Source organism: Paenacidovorax caeni (genome assembly GCF_001298675.1).
Lineage (GTDB): Bacteria > Pseudomonadota > Gammaproteobacteria > Burkholderiales > Burkholderiaceae_C > Paenacidovorax > Paenacidovorax caeni.
In genome coordinates this window covers 16,930-40,592 of the sequence record NZ_CYIG01000029.1, presented here as the reverse complement: position 1 = coordinate 40,592, position 23,663 = coordinate 16,930, and the positions used below count along the sequence as shown (strand labels likewise).

Below are 23,663 nucleotides of genomic sequence, written 5' to 3'. Positions count from 1 at the left end.
ACCCTTGCCTGGCTTGCGCTGACAGCTATTGAATTTGATGTATTTCATGGTCAGCGGGGGACGGCCGCCTGGGCCAGATGGCGCTCGCACAGGAAGCGGATTTCATGGGCTGGCAGCTCCAGCGGCAGGTAGCGCAGCCCCGCCTGCGCCGGCGTGGCACCCGAGAGCATCTGCACCACCACGCGCCAGGAGCGGCGCGCCTGCTCCAGCGCCCCACTCTCGCGCAGCAGGTCCGCCAAAAAATAGTGCGCCGGCCAGCAGGCATGGTGCGCATAGATGGCCTGGCGCAGCCAGCGGATGGCGTCGTCGCCCTGGCCCCGCCACTTGGCCGCCAGGCCCAGCAGCATGCAGGCATCGACCGACCAGGGATCGGCGTCGAGCACCTGCTGCGCCAGGGCCTGGGCCGTGTCGAAGTCTTTGCGCTCCAGCAGCACGTAGGCCTTGAGCAGGCGCGCCTCGGCGCAGCCAGGCTGCGCGGCCAGCACGGCGTCGAGCAGCGGCAGGGCCTGCGCGTAATGTTTGCCCAGCACCGCCTGGCGTGCCTGAGCCAACGCTGCAGGCGCCTCGGCGGGCACGCCGGCGGGTGCGGGGGCCTGGGCCAGCAGTTCGGGCAGATCGCCCCAGCCCTTGGGCAACTGCAGCGGCGCGGGCGGCGGCGCAGGCGCGCGCTGCGGCTTGGGAGCAGGGGCGGGTGGCCACTGCCATGCGGAGCCAGCGCCGTCATCCTGCGGGGCCGGGCCCGGGGTGAAGTAGAACAGCCCGGCTTCCTCGACCAGGCGCAACACGCCCAGGTCATTGGCCAGGGTCTCGGCCGAGCCGATGACCAGCACCCCATCGCCGCGCAGCAACCGCGCCAGGTTCTGCTGGATGCGCCGGCGCGTGGCCGCATCAAAGTAGATCGATACGTTGCGGAAAAAGATGATGTCGCAGTCCTGCACAGGCTGCGGCGCTTCGCTGTCGAGCAGGTTCAGCGGGTAAAAGCGCACCAGGCGGCGCACGTCCTCACGCAGGCGCTGGCCCTGGGGATGGGGTTCGAAATAGCGCTGGCGGATGGCATCGGGCACGCCGCGGAACGAGAAGTCGCCGTACACCCCGGCGCGCGCCTTGGCCAAGGCCTCGGTGTCGATGTCTCCGGCCACCAGCTCGAACAGCTGGGCCGTGCTGTCGCCGTACTTCTCCAGCAAGGCCATGGCCAGGGAGTACGGCTCCTCGCCCGAGGAGCACCCGGCCGACAGGATGCGCACGGGCGCACGCCCGGCATGGCGCGCCAGCGCGCGCGGCGCCAGGCGTTGTACCAGCAGTTCGATCTGCTCGGGCTCGCGGAAAAAATAGGTTTCGTTGATGGTGAGCAGGTTCACCAGCGCCTGGAACTCGGCGCCACTGCGCACCAACTGCTGGTAGTAGGCCATGGGCGCCATGCGCAGGTGCGTGCAGCGCTCCTGCAGCGCCTGCGCCAGCTTGGCCTGGCCGTCGCCCTCGCACTGCAGCCCGCAGCGCTCCTTGACCAGGGCCTGGAACGGGGCCAAGTCCAGGGCGTTCATGCCGCACTCCCAGCCAGCAGGCGTGGCGGGCGGCTGGCCAACTCCCGCATGGCCGGGGCCAGCGCGGCCAGCGGCAGCACCTGCACGGCGGCGCCACGCTCGATGGCTACACGGTTCATGCCGTAGACGACAGAGCTGGCTTCGTCCTGCGCCAGCGTGTGCCCGCCCGCGGCGCGGATGGCCGCCAGCCCCGCGGCCCCGTCATGCCCCATACCCGAGAGGATGATGCCGATGGCCCGTGCGCCGAACACCTGGGCCACGCTGGTCAGCAGCACGTCACAGCTGGGCCGGTACACACAGCCGGGCACCCTGGCGCGCAGCGCCAGGCGCTCGCCGGGCACCACCGCGAGGTCATGCTCCGAGGGCGAGACATGGATGGTGCCGGGCACCAGCACGTCACCATGGCGCGCCAGGCGTACCGGCAGCGGGCACAGCGCGGCCAGCCAGTCCACCATGCCCTGGGCAAAGCCGTCCGAAATATGCTGCGCCACCAGCACCGGGCAGGGGAAGTCGCGCCCCAGCGCCGGCAGGATGGCCGCCAAGGCCTGCGGCCCGCCGGTGGAAGCGGCAATGGCGAACACCGGCTCGCCCCCCCGCAGGGCCGGTGTGCCAGCTGGCACCGGGGACGGCGCCTGCGCCGGCGTGGCGGCGCCCGGCTCGGGGCGCGCCCGCATGCGCGTGATGACGGACACGCCCGCGAGCAGCCGCACCTTGGCCACGAAAGCCGCCGCGTCGCCCGAGCCGTAGTCGGGCTTGCCCACCACGTCGAGCGCGCCATGGGCCACGGCTTGCAGTGCGCCCTGCGCATCGGCCACGCTGCTGACCACGAGGATGGGCACGGCGCGCGTGCACATGATGGCCTCGATGGCTTGCAACCCCCCCATGACGGGCATTTCTAGGTCCATGGTCACGAGGCTGGGGCGCAGGGCCTGCACCATCTCCACCGCCTGGCGGCCGTTGCAGGCTTCGCCCACCACCTCGATGCCGGGCTCGGCCTCCAGCAGGCAACGCAGCAGCCCACGGGCGAGGCTGCTGTCGTCGGCGATGAGCACGCGGATGTTCGCCATCGCCTGCACGGTTCAGTGGTCCATGGCGCCGCACGCCACCTGCTGCGCAAGAGCCGCCGCGCCGCGCTGGCGGCATCGGCCGCCCACTGCACGAAGGGCGTAGCGTGGGAAGGGGCGCGCGACGCCACGCAGGGGGTGTTTCATTTCAACCCTGCGTGGTGCCGGAGGCGGCATTCAGCTTGAACTGGTGTACCAGCTCGTCGAGCCGGCCCGAGAGCTGCGCCATGTCCTTGCTCACCTGCGAGATGCGGGTGATGGACTGCGCCGTATGCGAGCTGGCCGTGACGATTTCACGCAGCGCCAGCACAACCTGGCTGCTGGCCGTCTTCTGCTGCTGCGTGGAGAGCGAGATCTGCTGCGCGGCGCTGCTGGTCTGGCTGGCGGCGCTGACGATTTCGTTCAGGCGCTCGGTGGCGTTGGCGCTGGCAGAAAGCCCCGCGGTAATGCCCGAGGCCCCCTTCTCCGAGGTGATGACAAGGCGGCTGATGGAGTCCTGAATCTCGCTGATCTTGGCTTCGATCTCGCGCGTCGAGTCGGTCACGCTGTCGGCCAGGCGGCGAATCTCGCCCGCCACCACCGAGAAGCGCTTGCCCGCCTCGCCGGCGCTGGAGGCTTCCAGCGCGGCGTTGAAGGCGATGAGCTTGGTCTGGTCGGCCACGGTGTTGATGATCTCCATCACGCGGCTGATCTGCTTGGACTTGGCGCCCAGCGCCACGATCTCCTGCAGGCTGTGCTGGTTGTCGCTGCGGATGTCGTTCATGCGCCCGAGCACGGTCTGCATGGCCTCGGAGCCCTTGCGCGAGCCCTCCAGCGTCTGGTTGGCGATGTCCACCACCGAGCGCGAGTGGTCGGCGATCTGCGTGGAGGAGGCCGAGAGCTCCTCCATGGTGGTGGTGATCTCGGCCACCGAGGACGACATCTGTGTCGAGGTGGCCGCCTGGCCCTCAACGGCGCTGGTGATTTCCTGCGCTGCCGCGTGCACGCGCACGGCATTGGCGCTGACCTCGGCCACCAGCGTGCGCAGGCGCGCCTGCATGGCACGCGTGGCCTCGGCCAGGGTCGCCACCTCGTCGCTGCCCGCCACCGCGATGGTGCTCGACAAATCGCCCTGGGCCACATGGTTCACACCCGAGGCCACCCCTTCGAGCCGGCCCACGATGTGGCGTGCCATCCACTGCGCCAGCAGCATGCCGCCGATGATGGACAAAATCCCCACCACCAGCGCGACGTTGCGCGAGCTGTCCAGCGAAGCCTGGAAAGCGCTGGCATCCATGGCGATCTCAATCACGCCGATGGGCTTGCCGGAAAAGTCCTTGAGCGCCGAGGAATAGATGGCGAACGGCTTGCCCTGGGCATGGCGGTGGTCGAGCTGCGCCTCGCCGCCGAGCGCGCGCTGCAACGTGGCCGCTTCGGGCATCAGCTCCTTGCCGAAGGTCGAAGCCAGGGCCTTGAAGCTGCCATCCTTGTCCATAACGTGCAGGGCCACATCCACGCCGTTCTGCTGCTTGAACTGGTCGAAGAAGGGCTGGCCGAAGCCCATGCCGAACTCCACCGAACCCACATGCCGGCCGGCGCGCTGCACCGGCACCATGCCACGAATGCCCAGCCCCGCCACGCCGCCTTCCAGGCCGCGCACCGGCTGCAGGGTGCGGTTGGTGGCCACCACGGTGCTGCGGAACGACGACAAGTCGTCGCCGTACTTTTGCGGCACATGCACACGCAGCCACGAAATGGCCGGCGGCGTGTGGAACTGGAATTGCTCCACGCCGTAGTCACGCGCCAAGGACTGGAAACCTGGCACGAACAGATCGGCCACGGCCTTGCGCTCGCCGCTGTCGAACTTGTCCTGCACCAACGGAATGCTGGCCACCAGTGCACTCAAGGCCTCGGCGCTACGGCTCTCGGCGGCAATCGCGTTGTGGATGGCCTTGAGATGCGCGTCCAGCGCGCTGCGCTCGGCGTCATGCACCAGGCGGTTCATGTTCGACAGGTTGGTAAACGTCAGCGCCGCCCCCACACCACCAATGGCGATACCCATGACCACCATGATCTTGGCCCAGAGACGGAGTTTGTGAAACATAGACGACACCTTGAAGAACAGCGAGCAAATGGGAACAGCCCTGGCCTGGGGCGTGCTGCCCCTGCGCCGGATGCGGCGCCGGGCAAGTCTACATTTTCGGGGGATCAGAACAGCGCACCAGGCCTGGATGCGGGCACAAGGCGGGAAATCCTGCTCCGATGCCGCCTGGAGCCATCCGTGCCACACTCCCGCCCCTATGTCGTCTTCCACATGGGCCGCGCAGGCCCTGCAGCAGTTTGAGACCGTGGTGCAATCCTCGGACGGTTTTCGCGTGCGCGACGGCCAGCGGCACATGGCCGAGGCCGTGGCCCAGGCCCTCAGCCAGGCGCAGCTGGGCAAGGTGGAAGACGAAGGCGCCGACCCCGCGCGTGCCATTGCCGTCATCCAGGCCGGCACGGGCGTGGGCAAGTCGCTGGCCTACAGCGTGCCGGCCATTGCCATTGCGCTGGCGCGCGGCACGCGCGTGCTGATCTCCACCGCCACCGTGGCGCTGCAGGAGCAGTTGGTGCACAAGGACCTGCCGCAGCTGGCCGCACGCATGGAGCAGCCCTTTGCCTTCGCCCTGGCCAAGGGGCGCGGGCGCTACGCCTGCAAGCTCAAGCTGGAACGCCTGGCCAGCGGCGCCAGCGCCGAGGAGGACGACCACATTCCCGACGATCTGCTGGCCGCCGAGGCCGCCGAGCAGCGCCAGGGCCGCCATGCCTCGCACCAGGCCGAGGCGCGCATGCAGTTCTACGCCAGCCTGGCCGACGCCCTGGCCACCAACCAGTGGGACGGCGACCGCGACCAGCTGCCCACACCGCCCGAGCCGGAGATGTGGGGCCCGGTGGCGGCCGAGGCGTCCTCGTGCACGGGCAAGTACTGCCCGCTGTTCAGCCAGTGCACCTATTTCGAGCGGCGCAAGGCGCTGGTGGCGGCGCAGGTGATCGTGGCCAACCATGACCTGCTGCTGTCGTCCATCGGCGCGCGCCTGCTGCCGGAGCTGGACAACTGCCTGCTCGTCATTGACGAGGCTCACCACCTGCCGTCCACCGCGCTAGCGCAGTTCGCCTGCGAGATGGACCTGTCGCGCCTGTCCTGGATCGACCGGCTGGCCAGCCGCGCGCTGCGCATCGGCCAGCTCGTGGAGGTGGAGGAAATCGCCGACATTCCCCAGCACGCGGCGCGGTTGCGCACCGCGCTGGCCGACCTGGCACGCCTGGTGCTGGACGTGTACGGCGAGCCTTTGCGCGCGCCAGGCCACGGCGGTGCGGGAGCGCGCCCGGCCATCGCCGGCCAGCCCACACGCGCCCGTGTGGCGGGCGGGCGCCTGCCTGACGCCCTGAGCGACCCGGTGGCCCAGGCAGCACACCACGCCGGCGGCTTTCTGGACGCGCTGCGCGCCATCGCCAAGGCGCTGCGCGCGGCCATGCGCGACACGCCCGACGACGCGCGGCGCCTGTCGCAGCTCTATGCCCAGGTGGGCAGCCTGGCGCCGCGCCTGGAGGGCGTGCACGCCTGCGCGCAGCTGCTGCTGCAGGACACGCCCGAGGGCGCGGTGCCTGCGGCCAAATGGTTCACGTTGGCGGTGGAGGGCGACTTTCTCACCCTGCGCGCCCATGCCAGCCCCGTGCTGCCCGGCGCCACGCTGCGCCACCACCTGTGGTCGGCGGTGCGCGGCGCGGTGCTGACCTCGGCCACGCTCACGGGCTGCGGGCAGTTCGACTTCTTTCTGCGCGAAGCCGGCCTGCACGGCGATGCGGCGGTGCGCACGCTGGAGGTGGCCAGCCCGTTCGACTACGCGCGCCAGGGCACGCTGGTGGCCAGCGAAACCCAGGCCGACCCGCGCGACGCGCAGGCCTACACGGCCGAGATGGTGGAGGCGCTGCTGTCCGACCTGGCCCTGGTGGAAGCGGGCGCGTTGGTGCTGTTCACTTCACGCGAGCAGATGCGCCAGGCCGTCGAGCAACTGCCAACCGCGCTGCGTGCCACGGTGCTGGTGCAGAACCAGTGGCCGCGCCAGCAACTGCTGGCACAGCACCGCGAGCGGGTGGCGCAGGGGCTACCGTCGATCATCTTCGGCATGCAATCCTTTGGCGAAGGGCTGGACTTGCCGGGCCGGCTGTGCGAATCGCTGTTCATCACCAAACTGCCCTTCGCCCCACCCGACGACCCGGTGGGCGAGGCGCGTGCCGAGTGGCTGCGCGGCGCCGGGCGCGACCCGTTCAGCGAGCTGGTGGTGCCGGCCACGGCCATCCGCCTGGCGCAATGGGTGGGCCGTGCCATCCGCACCGAGGAGGACCTGGCGCATGTCTACTGCTACGACCGGCGCCTGGTGCGCACAGGCTACGGGCAGCGGCTGCTGCAGGGCCTGCCGCCGTTCGCGCTGCAGCGCCGCGCCAGCACACCCACAAGGGCCGGGAATTAAGGGGCAATTCAGCCTGTAGCGCGCTTCCAGCAAGCGCTAGCAGCTATCAAAGTAGGAGTCATTGTGCTGACTTGCCTGGCGCGAAAAAATCCACCAGGCCATTGAGTTCGCTGGCCACGTGCTTGAGCTCCTCGGACGCCTGCCAGGCGCGCTGCGCCTCGCCGCGGTTTTCCACGATCAGGTCGGCCACCTGGTGCATGGCGCAGGCCACTTCCTCGGCACCGAAGGCTGCCAGCCGGGTGGCGGTGGCCAGTTCGCGGGTTTCATCGGCCAGTGCCGGGGCGGCGCCCTCGGCGCTGGCCAGGTGCAGCAGCCGTTCGGCGCGCTCGCTCAGGTCGCTGGTCTCGGCCACGGCCGCGTCCAGGGCACGGATCGCCGCGTACACGCGGTCGTGCTGCGCCTCGGAGTGCTCGGTGACGCTGTAGAGCACGGTGTTGAGCGTGGTGCAGTGGCGCTGGATGCGCCGCGCCGCCAGCGCGATTTCATCGAGCATCACTTTCAGGTGCAGCTGCATGACGGCGGCGGCATGGTTCAGCTGCCCGCTTTCGCCCGTGCCCGAAAGGTCGATCTCGCCCTGCAGGTCGCCCTGGGCGATGCGGTTGAGGCGGCGGATCGAGGCGTTCAGCGGATCGACGATGCCGCGGATGAACATGTGCCCCGCCAGCACCACCGCCAGCAGCCCGCACAGAATGCCCGCGATGGCGATGGCACGGATGCGCGCGTTGCGCGCCAGCGTTTCCTCGTAGGCGGTGCGTGCGGCGGTGTCCAGCGCATCGCGCAGCTCGGACGCAGCGACCGAGGCCGCCTGCTCCAGCGGCAGCACGCGCTGGCGGATCAGCTCGTCGATTTGCTCCGGGTCGTCAAAGGCGGCGGCCATCTCCACGCGCTGCAGGCCTTCATCGGTGTAGTGCGTGAGCGCAGCGGCCAGCCGCTGCGTTTGCTGCGGGGCCTGGCCCGAGTCGACGGCCAACTGGCCCAGCAGCGCCTGCACCTCGTCGCGGTGCGCGCGCAGCCGGGCAATCTGGTGGGCCAACGCCTCGTCCTGGCCGGTGCGCTGGCGCGCCAGGCGGATTTCCAGCATGGTGGCACGGCTCTCGCCCAGGCGGGCGGTGATCTTGCCGATGGCCGCCACCGGCCCGAGCTGCCGGTGGTAGAGCTGGTGCAGCGCATCGTCGGCCAGCTTCAGCCCGCCGATGCCAAGCACGCCCCCCACCAGCATCAGCAGCGCCACAAACAGCGTGCCCAGGCGCATGCCGCTGCGGATGCCCAGCCACGCCGGCAGGCGCAGGCCCGGCTTGGCACGGCCCGCCGCCATGTCGTGGTACAGCGCCTGTGCGGCCGCGATGGCGTCGGGTGGCGCGTGCTTGCGCACCGACATGTAGCCCGTGACCTGGTCGTGGCGCTTGACGGGCACCACGCAGGCATCGACCCAGTAGTAGCCGCCGTCTTTGCAGCGGTTCTTGACGATGCCGCGCCACGGCTTGCCTTGCTGCAGCGTGCGCCACATGTCCGCGAAGGCGGCGGGGGGCATGTCGGGGTGGCGCACGATGTTGTGGCTCTGGTTCAGCAGCTCGTCGAGGGCGTAGCCGCTGACCTCGACGAACGCCTCGTTGGCGTAGGTGATGCGGCCCTTGAGGTCGGTCTTGGACACCAGGGTGACGCCAGGCGGGATCTCGGTTTGCCGGGACGTGACGGGCAGGTTCTTCTTCATGGTGCGGGTTCTTTCGAATCGGCGGTGCCTTCAACCTGGACTCAATGCGTCCACAAGCGCTTCAGTACCAGCGCGGCGCAGCGGCACTCCTCCACGCGCAGCGCGCCGACGATGCCATGGGCAGGATCGGCCGCGTCGCAGCGCTGCGGGCGCATGACCGGCATGCCGTTGGCGTCGTACAGGCTCCACAGATCCAGCGGCGCGTCGTGCTTCTGCCGCGAGCGCACCACGGCCAGCGCGCCGTTGGCCAGCCGCGCCAGCGTGCCGGGCGGGTGCATGGTCAGGGTCTTGATGGACAGCTGCACCAGCGCATCCTCGTACAGGCGGCTGCGCTCCAGGAACAGGGCCCTGAGCGCATCGCGCGGAAGCTGGCCGGTGCGGTTGGCGCGCGGTGTCACCATGGCCGCATACGAGTCGGCCACCGCCAGCAGGCGCGCGCCGGGCAGGATGGCGTCGCCCCGCAGCCCGTGCGGATAGCCCGAGCCGTCGCAGCGCTCGTGGTGCTGCTGCACCAGTTGCAGCCACAGTGCATCGGTCACGCCCATGGCGGCCAGCTGCTCGGCGCTGTGCACGGGGTGGCTGCGCACCTGCACGGTCTGCTCGCGCGTCAGCGCACCGGCCTGGCGGTCCAGTTGGCCCTGCAGCGGCAGCAGCGCCACATCGCGCGTCAATGCCGCGCAGGCCAGCGACAGGCGCGTGGGCGCATCCAGCTGCAGCTCGGCCGCTGCCAGCTCGGTCAGTGCGGCGCCCAGCAGTTGCTGCACCACCAGGTAGGGGTGCTGGCGGTCCAGGTGCAGCGCGGCCAGAAACGCATCGGGGTCCTGCGCGCAGGCATCGATCACGCTGCGTGCCAGGCTCTGCACCACCTGCGGCAGCACGGCCTGCAGCGAGCCCGCCTCGAGATGGGCGTGCAGGCGCTTGAGTGTTGACGCCAGCGTGCCGGCCCGGACAAAGACCGGCTCCGCTGCGGCCCCCGGCGGTGGTGCAGGCGGCACCGCCGCTGCGCCCGCCACGCTGGGGCCAGGGTTCTGGGCTGGGGGATCGGGCGCATAGGCACCGCGCGCCAGCAGTGCGTCGATATGGCGGGGAATGCTCAGCACATAGCCTTCGCGCAGCAGCAAATGGCCGTCCGCGTCATACAGCGGCCAGGGCAGGGGCTTGTTCAAGGCCAGATCGCTTTGCCGGATGCGGCGCATGGGAGAGTTCTGGAAGAGACGTCGTGAGAAGGTCGTGAGTGATTGAAGCGCGATGCATCTTGTTTCAACTTGATACCTATCAATACAAAACATGATGCAGGTCAGTTGTTTCCCTAGGATGCGGTCGTGCTGTTGCTATCTTTTAAAGAGCTTCCAGCGCTTGCCAGTAAAGGGGTACAGCCCATTTTTCTCGTGCATGGCAAAGCCCCCGCCATGGGGGTGCGGACAGCGCTGACCGCAGGGGGCGACAATCCAGCGTCATGCGCACCCGCGCACGGCGGCACATCGCCGCACCATTTGCACCGAATTCACCATGCCCCACACCCTTCCCGCCTGCCCGCAATGCGGCCAGGAAAACACCTATCCCGACGGCTCCAACTACATCTGCCCCGATTGCGCTTTCGAGTGGCCCCAGCAGGCCGATGCCGCCGAAGACGAAGCCCCCGTGGGGGATGGCACGGTGCGCGATGCCAATGGCAACCCGCTGCAGGACGGCGACGCCGTGATCCTGGTGAAGGACCTCAAGGTCAAGGGCTCGTCCAGCGTGCTGAAGAAGGGCAGCAAGATCAAGGGCATCCGCCTGGTGGACGGCGCCGATGGCCACAACGTGGACTGCAAGACCGAGCTGGGCAGCATGCTGCTCAAGTCCGAGTTTCTGAAGAAGGCCTGAGCGCCATGGCGCCGCCCATTGCCGTCATCGACTTCGAGACCACCGGCATGGTCCCGGCCCAGGGCGCGCGTGCCACCGAGGTGGCCATCGTTCTGCTGGAGGGCACGCAGGTGGTGGACCGCTTTGCCAGCCTGATGCAGACCGGCGCGTGGATTCCGCCCTTCATCGAAGAGCTCACTGGCATCAGCAACGCCATGGTGGCCGCAGCGCCACCGGCCGAGGCCGTGATGCGCGAGGCCGCGCGCTTCGTGGGCGACGCGCCCATGGTGGCGCACAACGCGGCGTTCGACAGCAAGTTCTGGCAGTCCGAGCTGCAGCACGCGGGCCTGCAGGCCACGCAGCCCTTTGCCTGCACCGTGCTGCTCTCACGCCGCGTGTACCCCGACGCGCCCAGCCACAAGCTCGGCAACCTGATCGACCACCTGGGCCTGCCGCGCACCGGCCGCGCCCACCGCGCGCTGGCCGATGCCGAGATGGCCGCCGCGCTGCTGGCACGCATGCAGCACGACCTGGGCCAACGCTACGGCGTGCCCTGGCCCGACCACGCGCTGCTCATGCGCCTGCAGGCCTGCAAACGCCAGGCCCTGGGCAAGCTGCTGCAGCCGGCGCTGGTGGACTGAAACTCCTTTTTTGATAGCTGCCAGCGCTTGCCAGATAAGCGCTGAACGCCAAAAAGACCATGAAAACCGTACCCCTCGGCCAGATCCACGCCGTGCTGCGCGGCCAGGCCGTGCCCTGCACACGCCCCGACGGCAGCCCCGGCGGCCACAGCGCCATTGCCAAACGGCCCGTGGCCGGGCCGGTGCGCGTCGGTGCCGAGGGCCTGGAGGGCGATGAACAAGGCGACCGCCGCGTGCACGGCGGCCCCGACAAAGCCGTGCACCAATACGCGCTGGAACACTACGCCGCCTGGCGCGCCGACCTGGGCGCGCTGCCGGTGCTGGATGCGCCCGGCGCCTTCGGCGAGAACCTGGCCAGCACCGGCGTGACCGAGGCCACCCTGTGCTGGGGCGACCGCGTGCGCATCGGCAGCGTGCTGCTTGAAGTGGCGCAAAGCCGCCAGCCCTGCTGGAAGCTGAACCTGCGCTTTGGCCACAAGGACATGGCGCGGCGCCTGCAGGACACGGGCCGCACCGGCTGGTACTGGCGCGTGCTGGAGCCAGGCCATCTGCAGGCCGGCGACGCCATCCACCTGATCGCGCGCCCGCACCCTGAGTGGACGCTGGCGCGCGTGGTGGACCTGCTGTACCACCGCCCGCTGGACCGCGAGGCACTGCAGGGCCTGGCCCGGCTGCACCTGCCGCCGTCGTGGCAGCGCATCGTGCAGGGGCGGCTGGAGCGCGGGCAGGTGGAAGACTGGGACCGGCGCATGCAGGGGTAACGCACCAGGCCAAGGTGCCGTGCTACCATTTCACGCTTATGCAACGCCGCATGACCCTGTCCACCCTAGCCCTAGGCCTAGTGCCTGGCCGGGGTCTGCCTGCGTTCGCTGCTTCGGTTGCCTGATTCGCTTCAGCGCACACCACCCGACACCCCCCTGACCCCGGCCCACGAACCAGCCTCCACGCCTGTGGAGGGCTGCAGGGGATGTCGCCTTCGGTTTTTCCAACACCGCGCTGGCGCCACCAAGGCATGCCAGCGCCCCCTGATTCGTGGAGCCCATCGTGATCGACCAACCCTGCCGCAAGTACCAGGCCGCCGCCCCCATCGCCCTCGCGGACCGCCGCTGGCCCGCCAACACCCTCACCCGCGCACCCGTGTGGCTCTCCACCGACCTGCGCGACGGCAACCAGGCGCTGTTCGAGCCCATGAACGGCGCGCGCAAGATGAAGCTGTTCCAGGAGCTGGTGCGCATCGGCTTCAAGGAGATCGAGGTCGGCTTTCCTGCCGCCTCGCAGACCGACTTCGACTTCGTGCGCCGCCTCATCGACGAAGACCTGGTGCCCGAGGACGTGACCCTCATGGTCATGACGCAGTCGCGCAGCGACCTCATCGAGCGCACGGTGCAGGCCCTGCAGGGTGCGCCCCGCGCCATCGTGCACCTGTACAACGCCACTGCGCCGGTGTGGCGCCGCGTGGTGTTCGGCATGAACGTGACGCAGATGCTGGCCTTCGTCGAGGACCATGTGGCGCACCTCAAGCGCCTGACCGACGCGCGCCCCGAAACGCGCTGGACGCTGCAGTACTCACCCGAAACCTTCAACGCCACCGAGCTGGAGGTGTCGCTCAAGGCCTGCCAGACCGCGCTGGCCGCCTGGGGTGTGGGCCCCGGGCGCGAGGTCATCATCAACCTGCCCACTACGGTGGAAAACGCCACGCCCAACCGCTTCGCCGACCAGGTCGAGTGGATGCACCGCCACCTCGCGCCGCGCGAGCACATCGTGCTCTCGGTGCACCCGCACAACGACCGCGGCACGGGCGTGGCGGCGGCCGAGCTGGCCTTGCTGGCGGGCGCCCAGCGTGTGGAAGGGTGCCTGTTTGGCAACGGCGAGCGCTGCGGCAACCTCGACCTGGTGACGGTGGCGCTGAACCTCTACACCCAGGGTGTGCACCCGGGACTGGATTTTTCCGACATCAACGCCGTGGCGCGCGTGGCCGAAGAGTGCACGGGCCTGCCCATCCACCCGCGCCACCCCTACGCGGGCGACCTGGTGTTCACCTCGTTCTCGGGCTCGCACCAGGACGCGATCAAGAAGGGCTTTGCCGTGCACGACCCCGAGGGCCAATGGCAGATTCCCTACCTGCCCATCGACCCGGCGGACCTGGGCCGCACCTACGACAGCGTGATCCGCGTGAACAGCCAGTCGGGAAAGGGCGGCATCGCCTTCCTGCTGGAGCGCGACCAGGGCGTGGTCATGCCACGGCGCATGCAGGTGGAGTTCAGCGCCGTGGTGCAGCGCGCCACCGACGCGAGCGAGACCGAGATGACCGGCGATGCCCTCTGGGCACTGTTCCAAGCCACCTACCTGCGCCAGCCCCAGGGCGTACCGGGCCTGGTGACGTACCACGCGCACCGCCTGGCTGGCGACGGCCGCGGCATTGAGATCGACGTGGCGATCGACGGCACCCGGCTCACGCTGCAAGGGCAGGGCAGCGGCCCGATTGATGCGGCAGTGGATGCGCTGGGCCTGCCGCTGTCGGTGCACGCCTACGAGGAGCGCGCCACCGGCACCGGCGCGGGCGCGCAGGCGCTGGCCATCGTCGAGGCCAGCCTGCACGGCCTGCCCGGCGCCACCTTCGGCGTGGGCCTGCACCACAACATCGTCACCGCCTCGGTGCAGGCGGTGGTGGGTGTTGCCAACCGGCTGCTGCAGCGGCGCCACGCCCAGGCACGCCCCGTGCACCCGGCGCGGGCCACAGCCATGGTTTGATGCCACGGCCCACCCTGGGATAAGCTCGCGGCCATGTCTGCCCAGCCCACGTCCCCTCTGCCACGCCGCCACCTGCTGGCCCAGCTGCCAGCATGGGGCGGCGCACTGCTGCTGGCCGCGTGCGGCAGTGCGCCGCCGCAACGCGCCACCCCACTGCCCTCGCACCTGACGCACGAGCAGGCGAGCGACATTGCCATTCACGCCCTGGGCCTGGTGGGCACGCCCTACCGCTACGGCGGCAACACGCCCGAGGGCGGCTTTGACTGCAGTGGCCTGATCGGCTATGTGTACCGAAGCCGCGCCGGCGTGGCGCCGCCGCGCACCGTGGCACAGCTCAATGGCTTTGGCGCGCCGGTGGACGGTGACGACCTGCGCACCGGCGACCTGGTGGTGTTCGGCGGTGCGCGGCCCACGCACGCCGGCATCTACGTCGGGCAGGGGCGCTTTGTGCACGCACCCTCAACGGGCGGCGAGGTACGGCTGGACCGGCTCAATGGCCCCTACTGGTCGCGCCAGACCGTGGCGTTCCGGCGTCCTTGAGATGAAACACCCCCTGAGTCGCCTTCGGCGCCTTCCCCCTCTCTCTATCATGGGCTGCGGGTGGCGCGCAAACACAAGACACCATTCACTGAAAAGGCCGGGGCCGCGCGAGAATGGCGGGTTATGACTACCTTGCACGCCCACCGCCCCGCCACCCCGCTTTCCACCCACGACGCCACGCGCATTGACGACGTGCGCATCAAGTCTGTCCGCCCGCTCATCACACCGGCCATCCTCGAAGAGTGGCTGCCTGCCCCCGTGGCCGCGCAGCGCCTGGTGGAGTCGAGCCGCGCCGCCATCTCGCGCGTGCTGCACGGGCAGGACGACCGGCTCATCGTCGTCGTCGGGCCCTGCTCCATCCACGACCACGAGCAAGCCATGGCTTACGCCCGGCTGCTGCAGGCGCAGGCCGCAGCGCTGTCGCAGGAGCTGCTGGTGGTGATGCGCGTGTACTTCGAGAAGCCACGCACCACCGTAGGCTGGAAGGGCTACATCAACGACCCGCGCATGGACGGCAGCTTCGCCATCAACGAAGGGCTGGAAATGGCGCGCGCGCTGGTGCTCGACGTGCTGGCGCTGGGCCTGCCCGTGGGCACCGAGTTTCTTGACCTGCTTTCGCCGCAGTACATCAGCGACCTGGTGAGCTGGGGCGCCATCGGCGCGCGCACCACCGAGAGTCAGAGCCACCGCCAGCTCGCCAGCGGCCTGTCCTGCCCCGTGGGCTTCAAGAACGGCACCGACGGCGGCGTGAAGGTAGCCAGCGACGCCATCCTGGCCGCACAGTCGGCACACGCCTTCATGGGCATGACCAAGATGGGCCAGGCCGCGATCTTCGAGACGCGCGGCAACCAGGACTGCCACGTGATCCTGCGCGGCGGCAAGGCGCCCAACTACAGCGCCGCCGACGTGCAGGCCGCCTGCGACATGCTGCACAAGGCGGGCCTGCGCCCGCAGGTGATGATCGACCTCTCGCACGCCAACAGCAGCAAGCAGCACCGCCGCCAGATCGACGTGGCGCAGGACGTGGCCGCGCAGATCGCCGCTGGCGATGCACGCATCACCGGCGTGATGATCGAGAGCCACCTGGAGGAAGGGCGCCAGGACATCGAACCCGGCCAGCCGCTGAAGCACGGCGTGTCCGTCACCGACGCCTGCATCAGCTTTGCGCAAACCGTGCCGGTGCTGGAGCAACTGGCCGCCGCTGTGCGCACGCGGCGTGCAAAAAATAAGGCATAAAAATGGCGCTAGCCCTTTTCCATCAAGCGCGAGCAGCTCTCATTTTTGAGATCCTCTCAGTGCCCTGAAGCCGCATGGATTGCCCCGCCCGCCCCGCAGATGACATGGCCTTGCGCCTGCTGGCGGTCTGCAACCAGGCCCTGGTGCGCGGCAGCGGCGAGGCGCAGATCCTGCAGGCCATTTGTGACTGGGCCGTGCACCAGGGCGGCTGCCGCCTGGCCTGGGCCACGCTGGCGCACGACGGCACGCCGCAAACCGTGGCCCGGGCCGGCCCTGTGGACGACAGCCTCCCCGCGCCCGGCGACCCCGGCACGCTGGCGCTGCCACTGCACGATGGCAGCGGCGAACCGCTTGGCGCGCTGTGCCTGCACGCCCCCGAATACCGTTCGCGGGACGCCGGTCAACAGGCATGGCTGCGCGAGGCGGCGGACGACCTCTCGCACGGCCTGGCGCTGCTGCGCGCGCGCCAGGCCGAGCAGCGCATGCAGGCCTTCGCCCTCAAGGTGGCGAGCGCCGTGTCGGCCAGCACCGGCACCGCGTTCTTCGAGCGCCTGCTGCACTACATGACCGATGCGCTGGGTGCACAGGCGGGCTGCGTGGCGCGGCTGCTGCCCGCGGCGGCGCAGCAGCCTGCGCGCGTGATGACGCTGGCGCTGAGCGTCAACGGCACCCTCAAGCCCAACCGCGACTACCTGCTTGACGGCACGCCCAGCGCACAGCTGCTAACGCAGCGCCAGTTCGTGGTGGAGCGCGACGTGGCCGGGCGCTACCCCGCCGCACCCGTGCTGCGCGAACTCGGCGCCCAGGGCTACGTGGGCCAGCAGCTGTGCAACGCCGACGGCGAGCCGCTGGGCCTGATCTTCGTGCTGTTCCGCGAACCGCTGCACCAGGCCGGGTTCATCACCTCGATGCTGCAAATCTTCGCCGCGCGCGCCGCAGCCGAGATTCAGCGCCAGCAGGCCGAGGCGCGCATCCGCTACCAGGCCTCGCTGCTGGACAAGGCGCAGGACGCCATCGTCGTGCGCGACCTGGCGCACCGCATCCTGTTCTGGAACCAGGGCGCCGAGCGCCTCTACGGCTGGACCAGGCTGCAGGCGCTGGGCCAGAGTGCCCAGGCGCTGTTGTACGACGACCCCGCAGTGTTCGCGCGCGCCACGCACACCGCACTGGAGAAGGGCGAGTGGGTGGGCGAGATCACCCAGCACAACCGCCACGGCGACACGCTCGACATGGAAGCACACTGGACGCGGATTCCTGGCGAGGACGGACAACCGCCGTCGATCCTGGAGATCAACACCGACATCAGCGCGCGCAAGGCCAGCGAGCGCGAGGTGCAGCGCCTGGCCTTCTACGACGCGCTCACCGGACTGCCCAACCGCATGCTGCTGATGGACCGCATGCAGCAGGCACTGGCCAGCGCCGAGCGCCAGCGCCAGGGCGGTGCGCTGCTGTTCATCGACCTGGACAACTTCAAGACCCTGAACGACACCCTGGGCCATGACATGGGCGACCTGCTGCTGCAGCACGTGGCACAGCGCCTGGGCAGCTGCGTGCGCAGCATCGACACCGTGGCGCGCCTGGGCGGCGACGAGTTCGTGGTGCTGATCGAACAGCTCAGCAGCGAGCCCGCGGAGCTGGCACGCGCGGCGCGCGCGGTGGGCGAAAAGATTCTGCAACTGCTCTCGGCCCCCTACCTTCTGGCTGGCTACCAGTACCGCAGCACGCCCAGCATTGGCATCGCCCCGTTCGACCACGGACGCACCAGCGTGGGCGAGCTGCTGAAGCAGGCCGACCTGGCCATGTACCAGGCCAAGACGGCCGGGCGCAGCACGCTGCGCTTTTTCGACCCCGACATGCAGGCCGCCGTGACGCAGCGCGCCACGCTGGAGGGCGAACTGCGCGCCGCCTTTGCCAAAGACGAATTCCTGCTCCAGTACCAGCCGCAAAGCGACCGCAGTGGCCGTGTGGTGGGCGTGGAAGCGCTGGTGCGCTGGCGCCACCCCGGGCGCGGCCTGGTGGCGCCGGCCGAATTCATCGGCCTAGCTGAAGAAACCGGGCTGATCCTGCCCCTGGGGCGCTGGGTGCTCAACCAGGCCTGCAAGCTGCTGGCGCGCTGGCAGAGCGACCCCTACCTGGCCCAACTGACGATGGCGGTGAACGTCAGTTCCCTGCAGTTTCGCGACACCAGCTTCGTGGAGGACGTGCTGCGCGTGCTGGCCATGAACGGCGCACCAGCGAACCGGCTCAAGCTGGAACTGACCGAGAGCCTGTTGGTGGAGAACATGGAGGCCACCATCGCCACCATGGAAGCGCTGTGCGCACATGGCGTGGGCTTCGCGCTGGACGACTTCGGCACGGGCTATTCCTCGCTCACGTACCTCAAACGCATGCCGCTGACGCAGCTGAAGATCGATCGCAGTTTCGTGCGCGACCTGCTGACCGACCCGAACGACGCCGCGATCATCCACACCATCATTGCGCTGTCGCGCAGCCTGGGCCTGGAAGTGATTGCCGAGGGGGTGGAGTCGATCGAGCAGCGCGACATGCTGGCCCGCGCAGGCTGCCACTTCTACCAGGGCTATCTGTGCAGCCCGGCGCTGTCCGAAGACGCGCTGCAGCGCTTTGTGCGCGACCGCGTCGGCTGAACGCGGCAGCGCGGTATCCGATTGCGGATATTCCTTCTTCTTGTATTAAAGAAGATAGTGGTAGTAGTAGAAGGCCGGAAATTTTGTGGATAACCTGAAATTTCCGTTTTTTGACAGGTACTTGCATTGATGCACAAGCCTGTGCGCGGTGCCCCGGCGCTGCTGTCCCGTGAACGGGGACAACTTCGCTTTGGGCACTGCGGCTGTGGATAGCTGTCCGGTTGTACCAGCGATGGGCCCAGTTTTATCCACAGCCGCTGTGGCGGCAGCGCGTTACTGCTGCTGCGGTGGCGGCGCCATCCGGTGTCCAGGGCCGCCGTGGCGCGGGCCGCCCTGGTGGTCAGGGTGGTGCATGCCCTTGCCGCGCATGCCTTCCATCCAGCGCAGCGACTGCGTATCGAGAGTTTTTTGCTGCGCCGGCGTCAGCTGGCCGTAAAAGGCCTTGGTGGCCTCGCCCCGGCGGTCGGCGTCGGCCGCGTGCTGCTCGCGCAGGGCGCGCAGGCGGTCGATGCGTTCGGGGGTTGGCAGGGCGCGTAGGTCTTTCCAGTCCGTGCCCAGGCGCGCATGCTCGCGCGGCTTCATGGCTTCCATGTAGGTGGACCAGGCACCCTCCTGGGCAGGCGTGAGCTGCAGCTGCTGCTTGAACTTCGCAGCCCAGTTTTCCATGCGCTCCTTGCGCATTTCCTGCATCTGCTCGCTGCGTGCCTGCGGTCCCGGCGGGGGCGTTTGCGCCAGCGTGGGTACGGACAGGGCGGCGAGCAGCGTGGCTGCGGCAGCGGAGGTTGCGATGCGGCGTGACAGGAAAGTCATGGTGGATTCCTTTCAGACGGTTGAGAAACCCGCTGGCGGCTACGCCAGCGATTGAAAGTCAGTGTGCGCCCGTTGTGTAAGCGCGCCATGCGCGCTTTGTCAGGCTGTGTAAAGTTGCGCCCAGGAAAAAGCACCACAAAGGAATCCGCGTGTTCAAGAACATGATCGTGTACCGCATCGCGCCGCCATGGCAGATGGGGTTGGAAGAAGTCGAGGCGGCACTGCAGAAGGCGCTGTTCCAGGAATGCGGCGCCACGCAGGAGCAGTCCAGCGGCTTCGTGCCGCCGCGCGGCGATGCGCACGGCCTGCTGGCCGAGAGCGTGGGCGGGCAGTGGGTGCTGCGCTATATGACCGAGGCCAAGATGCTGCCCGCCAGCGTGCTGGCACGCAAGGTGAAGGAAAAAGCTGCGCGCATTGAGCAGGAAACCGGCCGCAAGCCCGGCAAGAAGGAAAGCCGTGAACTCAAGGACGAGGCCAAGCTCGACCTGCTGCCCATGGCCTTCACCAAGCAGGGCTCGATGTGGGTGTGGATCGACCCGCAGGCGCGCTGGCTGGTGCTTGACACAGGAAGCCAGGGCCGTGCCGACGAGGTGGTGAGCCTGCTGGTGGAGCTGATGCCCGGCTTCGCCGTGGCACTGCTGGACACGCAGACCAGTCCACAGGCCGCGATGGCGCACTGGCTCAAGGAGCAGGAGCCGCCCGCCGGCTTCAGTGTGGACCGCGAGTGCGAGCTGAAAAGCGCCGACGAGGCCAAAGCCGTGGTGCGCTACGCGCGCCACCCGCTGGACATCGACGAGGTGCGCGCGCACATCGAAGCCGGCAAGCTGCCGACCAAGCTGGCGCTGACCTGGGACGACCGCGTGAGCTTTGTGCTGACCGAGGGGCTGCAGCTGAAGAAGATCAGTTTCCTTGACACGGTGTTCGAGGGCCAGGCGCCCGACGACCAGGGCTTCGACACCGACGTGGCCATTGCCACCGGCGAATTGACCAAGCTCATCCCCGACCTGGTGGAAGCGCTGGGCGGCGAGGGCCGCAGTGTCACGGGCGAGGCCCCGGCCGCCACGTCGCGCGGCGGCGCCGTGACGGGCCCGGCACAGGCGCCTGTGGACACCGACCCCGACAGCGCGCCTTTCTAAGTTGTAACCCCCGGCCGCTATGGCATTGAACTGGGTCTGGATCGGCTTCTTCGTCACTGCCTGCGCCACCGCCGTCGTGCGCTGGTGGCTGGGCGACGAGGGAATCTTCACCGCCCTGCTCGCCGCCTTGTTCGACGGTGCGCGCGCAGGCTTTGAGGTTGCGCTGGGCCTGGCCGGCATCATGGCCTTGTGGCTGGGACTGATGCGTGTGGGCGAGCAGGCCGGCATGATTGCGCTGCTGGCGCGCGTGGCCGCGCCGCTGCTGCGCAAGCTGTTCCCGGGCGTGCCGCAGGGCCACCCGGCGCAAGGCGCCATGACCATGAACATCTCGGCCAACCTGCTGGGCCTGGACAACGCCGCCACGCCGCTGGGGCTGACGGCCATGCGCGAGCTGCAGACGCTGAACCGCGAACCGCCCGGCACCGCCAGCGATGCGCAAATCATGTTCGTGGTGATGAACACGGCGGGGCTGACGCTGATTCCCACCTCGGTCATTGCCATACGCCAGAGCGTGGCGCTCAAGCAGGGACTGGGTGCGGGCTTCAATGCCGCCGACATTTTTTTGCCCACGCTGCTGGCCACCTTCATCTCGTTGCTCGCGGGCGTGCTTGCCGTGGCCGTGGTCCAGCGCCTGCCGCTGTGGCGCGCGCGCCTGGCTGTGCCGATGCTGGCCGTGGCCGGCCTGCTGGCAGCCGCCGTCACGGCGCTGGCGCGGCTGCCGGCAGAGCAGGCGGCACGCATTGCCAGCACCATGGGCGCCGCCGTGGTGCTGGGCGTGGTGCTGCTGTTTATCGTGGCCGGAGCCTGGCGGCGCGTGAATGTGTACGACGCCTTCATCGAAGGGGCCAAGGAAGGCTTTGGCGTGGCCATCCAGGTGGTGCCGTACCTGATTGCCATCCTGGCGGCTATTGGTGTCTTCCGCGCCGCCGGGTGCATGGATGCGCTGCTGGGCGCCGTCGGCACCGCAGTGGCCTGGGCGGGGTGGAACACCGACTTCCTGCCCGCGCTGCCCGTGGGCCTGATGAAAGTGCTGTCCGGTGCCGGGGCGCGCGGCCTGATGGTGGACGTGATGCAGACCTACGGCGTTGATTCCTTCCCTGCACGGCTGGCCGCCATCATCCAAGGCTCGACCGAGACCACCTTCTACGTGCTGGCCGTCTACTTTGGCAGTGTGGGCGTGAAAAACACGCGCCATGCGCTGGCCTGCGCGTTGTTTGCCGATGCCGTGGGCATTCTGGCCGCCATTGCGGTGGGCTACGCGCTGCTGCGCTGACCTGCGCCCCCTCTTTTTTCCGTTTTTTCCTTCTTGCGCCCGGTAGGGCGCTTTTTTTTGCCTGTTTTCCCTTGGGCTGGGGCAGCGGCGCTACTACGGCTGTTGTTATCCATTGCATTCACTATTTAAAGATAGTGGTAGTAGTAGAGGGCGGCCTTTTCTGTGGATAAGTGAAAAATCTCCTTTTCCATCAAGGTATTGGGTCATGCCAAAGCATGGGGAGGAAGATAGGCGCGCACTGCACTGCAAATGGGGATAAAGCGTGCGCGCAGGCCTGTGCTGTGGATAAGCCGTTGCTTATGCCAGCGCTGCGCCCAGGTTTATCCACAGGGCCGATTTAGGCATGAAAAACGACTCAAACCCTTACGTAGAAAGCGCTAGCAGCTATGGTTTCAGGAGTTTTGTGACGGTGCGGCGGTTGCAGGACAATGGCGCCTTTGTGTTTTTTGCGAGATTGCACCCGTGACCGATACCGCCCGCCTTCCGTTGCCCGACCGCCTGGCCATTGACCCGCGCAGCCCCCACCATGTGGCGGCCGTGTTTCAGCAGGACGCCGACATCGGCATCCGCTTCAACGGCAAGGAGCGTTTCGACGTGGAGGAGTACTGCGTCAGCGAGGGCTGGATCAAGGTGCCCGCCGGCAAGACGGTCGACCGCAAGGGCCGGCCGTTGCTCATCACGCTCAAGGGCAGCGTGGAGGTGTTCTACAAGCCGGAAACGGCGGCCTAAAAAAAGCCACCCGGCGGGACCGGGTGGCTTGTGGGTGGCAGCCCGCTGGTTCAGCGGCCCAGCAGCGATCGCGCCACCAGCTCTTTCATGATCTCCGAGGTGCCACCGTAGATGCGCAGCACGCGCGCGTCGGTCCAGAAGCGCGAGATCGGGTATTCGGCCATGTAGCCGTAGCCGCCAAAGAGCTGCAAGCAGGCGTCGGCCACGCGGCCGAAGACCTCGGTGGTGTGCAGCTTGAGCGCGCTCACCGCCTCGGGCGTGAGTTCGCCGCGCTCGTAGGCGGCCACGCTGGCGTTCAAAAACGCCTTGGCGGCGGCGATGTCGCTGGCGCACTGTGCCAGCGTGAAGCGCGTGTTCTGGAACTGGCCAATCGCCTGGCCAAACGCCTGGCGTTCCTGCACGTACTTCACCGTGGCATCGAGCGCGCCCTTGGCGCCATACACCGCCTGCACGCCGATGATGAGGCGCTCGCGCGGCAGCTCGCGCATCATCTGCACAAAGCCCTGGCCCTCCACGCCGCCCAGCAGGGCATCCTGCGGCACGCGCAGGTCGTTGAAGAACAGCTCGGACGTGTCGCCCGCGTGCTGGCCGATTTTTTCCAGGTTCTGGCCGCGCGTGAAGCCGGGGCTTTTCGTATCGACCAGGAACAGGCTCACGCCCTTGGCGCCTGCCGCCGGGTCGGTCTTGGCGGCGAGCACCAGCAGGTCGCAGTGCTGGCCGTTGCTGATGAAAATTTTGCTGCCGTTGATGACGTAGCCATCTCCATCGCTGTCACTGATACGCCGTGCGGTGGTGCGGATGGCTTTCAGGTCACTGCCCGCGCCGGGCTCGGTCATGCCAATCGCCGCCACGGCCTCGCCGCTGACCATGCGCGGCAGCCAGTATTGGCGCTGCGCCTCGGTGCCGCAGTGCAGCAGGTAGGGCGGGATGATGTCGTTGTGCACCTGCAGCCCGCCCACAAAGCCGCCATAGCCCCGGCGCGAGAGCACCTCCACCACGGCGAACGAGAAGTGCACGCTGGCACCCGCGCCGCCGTACGGCTCGGGCACGTCGGCGCAGAGGTAGCCGTTCTCGCCCATCTTGCGGAACAGTTCGCGGCTGACAAGGCCGGCCTTTTCCCAGTCGCGGTAGTGGGGCTCGATCTCGGTGTCGCAAAAGCGCTCCAGCGATGCGGTGAAGACTTGCAGTTCGGCCTTCTGCTCGGCCGTGAGGAGGGTGTTGGGGAGCATGGTTGCTATGGAATAAAGAGCT

The 23,663-nt window shown here is 68.6% G+C and carries 18 protein-coding genes and 1 pseudogene; 11 read left to right on the top strand and 8 right to left on the bottom strand.

What is annotated here, in order from left to right:
* Positions 1–50: 50 nt before the first annotated feature.
* From BN2503_RS12395 to BN2503_RS12385, 4 genes are read right to left on the bottom strand one after another with little or no spacing between them, the layout of a single operon-like run.
* Complete coding sequence (locus BN2503_RS12395) at positions 51–1,541, bottom strand: CheR family methyltransferase (protein WP_054256972.1); 1,491 nt, start codon at positions 1,539–1,541, stop codon at positions 51–53.
* On the bottom strand, positions 1,538–2,608 hold the full coding sequence (gene cheB, locus BN2503_RS12390) for a chemotaxis-specific protein-glutamate methyltransferase CheB (protein ID WP_054256971.1): 1,071 nt from the start codon (positions 2,606–2,608) through the stop codon (positions 1,538–1,540). Before cheB ends, BN2503_RS12395 begins: the two co-directional genes overlap by 4 nt.
* A gap of 12 nt (positions 2,609–2,620) precedes the next feature.
* Positions 2,621–2,752 carry a hypothetical protein gene (locus tag BN2503_RS21250; protein ID WP_267887059.1) on the bottom strand — a complete coding sequence of 44 codons (132 nt, stop codon included), beginning with the start codon at positions 2,750–2,752 and terminating at the stop codon, positions 2,621–2,623.
* A gap of 1 nt (position 2,753) precedes the next feature.
* Positions 2,754–4,688 carry a methyl-accepting chemotaxis protein gene (locus BN2503_RS12385; RefSeq protein WP_054256970.1) on the bottom strand — a complete coding sequence of 645 codons (1,935 nt, stop codon included), beginning with the start codon at positions 4,686–4,688 and terminating at the stop codon, positions 2,754–2,756.
* Between the two features lie 196 nt (positions 4,689–4,884).
* Here BN2503_RS12385 and dinG point away from each other — a divergent pair, with 196 nt between their 5' ends.
* Positions 4,885–7,095 (top strand): ATP-dependent DNA helicase DinG, encoded by a 2,211-nt coding sequence (dinG, locus tag BN2503_RS12380; protein WP_054256969.1) that lies wholly within the window; start codon positions 4,885–4,887, stop codon positions 7,093–7,095.
* Positions 7,096–7,153: 58 nt separating this feature from the next.
* Here the strand turns inward: dinG and BN2503_RS12375 are convergent, their stop codons facing one another.
* Positions 7,154–8,806 carry a methyl-accepting chemotaxis protein gene (locus BN2503_RS12375; protein ID WP_054256968.1) on the bottom strand — a complete coding sequence of 551 codons (1,653 nt, stop codon included), beginning with the start codon at positions 8,804–8,806 and terminating at the stop codon, positions 7,154–7,156.
* 41 nt (positions 8,807–8,847) lie between these two features.
* Positions 8,848–10,002 (bottom strand): HD-GYP domain-containing protein, encoded by a 1,155-nt coding sequence (locus BN2503_RS12370; RefSeq protein WP_054256967.1) that lies wholly within the window; start codon positions 10,000–10,002, stop codon positions 8,848–8,850.
* Between the two features lie 313 nt (positions 10,003–10,315).
* Here BN2503_RS12370 and BN2503_RS12365 point away from each other — a divergent pair, with 313 nt between their 5' ends.
* The 7 genes and pseudogenes from BN2503_RS12365 to BN2503_RS12335 all read left to right on the top strand — a co-directional run.
* A complete protein-coding gene (locus tag BN2503_RS12365) occupies positions 10,316–10,672 on the top strand; it encodes a zinc ribbon domain-containing protein YjdM (protein WP_054256966.1) in 357 nt (118 codons plus the stop codon).
* A gap of 5 nt (positions 10,673–10,677) precedes the next feature.
* The gene (locus BN2503_RS12360) at positions 10,678–11,292 is read left to right on the top strand and encodes a 3'-5' exonuclease (RefSeq protein ID WP_054256965.1); all 615 of its coding nucleotides are present in this window, start codon (positions 10,678–10,680) and stop codon (positions 11,290–11,292) included.
* A 59-nt stretch (positions 11,293–11,351) separates the two neighbouring features.
* Positions 11,352–12,053 (top strand): MOSC domain-containing protein, encoded by a 702-nt coding sequence (locus tag BN2503_RS12355; RefSeq protein WP_054256964.1) that lies wholly within the window; start codon positions 11,352–11,354, stop codon positions 12,051–12,053.
* A 283-nt stretch (positions 12,054–12,336) separates the two neighbouring features.
* Positions 12,337–14,043, top strand: a complete 1,707-nt coding sequence (locus tag BN2503_RS12350; RefSeq protein WP_054256981.1) for a 2-isopropylmalate synthase — start codon at positions 12,337–12,339, stop codon at positions 14,041–14,043.
* 33 nt (positions 14,044–14,076) lie between these two features.
* On the top strand, positions 14,077–14,583 hold the full coding sequence (locus tag BN2503_RS12345) for a C40 family peptidase (protein WP_082366581.1): 507 nt from the start codon (positions 14,077–14,079) through the stop codon (positions 14,581–14,583).
* A gap of 123 nt (positions 14,584–14,706) precedes the next feature.
* Positions 14,707–15,819 (top strand): 3-deoxy-7-phosphoheptulonate synthase, encoded by a 1,113-nt coding sequence (locus BN2503_RS12340; RefSeq protein WP_054256963.1) that lies wholly within the window; start codon positions 14,707–14,709, stop codon positions 15,817–15,819.
* 107 nt (positions 15,820–15,926) lie between these two features.
* A pseudogene (locus BN2503_RS12335) lies at positions 15,927–18,464 on the top strand (putative bifunctional diguanylate cyclase/phosphodiesterase); the annotation flags it as partial.
* 273 nt (positions 18,465–18,737) lie between these two features.
* Here the strand turns inward: BN2503_RS12335 and BN2503_RS12330 are convergent.
* Complete coding sequence (locus BN2503_RS12330; protein WP_054256961.1) at positions 18,738–19,274, bottom strand: Spy/CpxP family protein refolding chaperone; 537 nt, start codon at positions 19,272–19,274, stop codon at positions 18,738–18,740.
* Between the two features lie 149 nt (positions 19,275–19,423).
* Between BN2503_RS12330 and BN2503_RS12325 the strand changes: the two genes are divergently transcribed.
* From BN2503_RS12325 to BN2503_RS12315, 3 genes are all read left to right on the top strand, one after another.
* Complete coding sequence (locus tag BN2503_RS12325) at positions 19,424–20,410, top strand: recombination-associated protein RdgC (RefSeq protein ID WP_054256960.1); 987 nt, start codon at positions 19,424–19,426, stop codon at positions 20,408–20,410.
* 19 nt (positions 20,411–20,429) lie between these two features.
* Positions 20,430–21,683 (top strand): nucleoside recognition domain-containing protein, encoded by a 1,254-nt coding sequence (locus tag BN2503_RS12320; protein WP_054256959.1) that lies wholly within the window; start codon positions 20,430–20,432, stop codon positions 21,681–21,683.
* Between the two features lie 462 nt (positions 21,684–22,145).
* A complete protein-coding gene (locus BN2503_RS12315) occupies positions 22,146–22,412 on the top strand; it encodes a DUF3297 family protein (RefSeq protein ID WP_054256958.1) in 267 nt (88 codons plus the stop codon).
* Positions 22,413–22,462: 50 nt separating this feature from the next.
* On the opposite strand, the gene BN2503_RS12310 is transcribed toward BN2503_RS12315, so the two are convergent.
* Positions 22,463–23,641 carry an acyl-CoA dehydrogenase family protein gene (locus BN2503_RS12310; RefSeq protein ID WP_054256957.1) on the bottom strand — a complete coding sequence of 393 codons (1,179 nt, stop codon included), beginning with the start codon at positions 23,639–23,641 and terminating at the stop codon, positions 22,463–22,465.
* Positions 23,642–23,663: the final 22 nt, after the last annotated feature.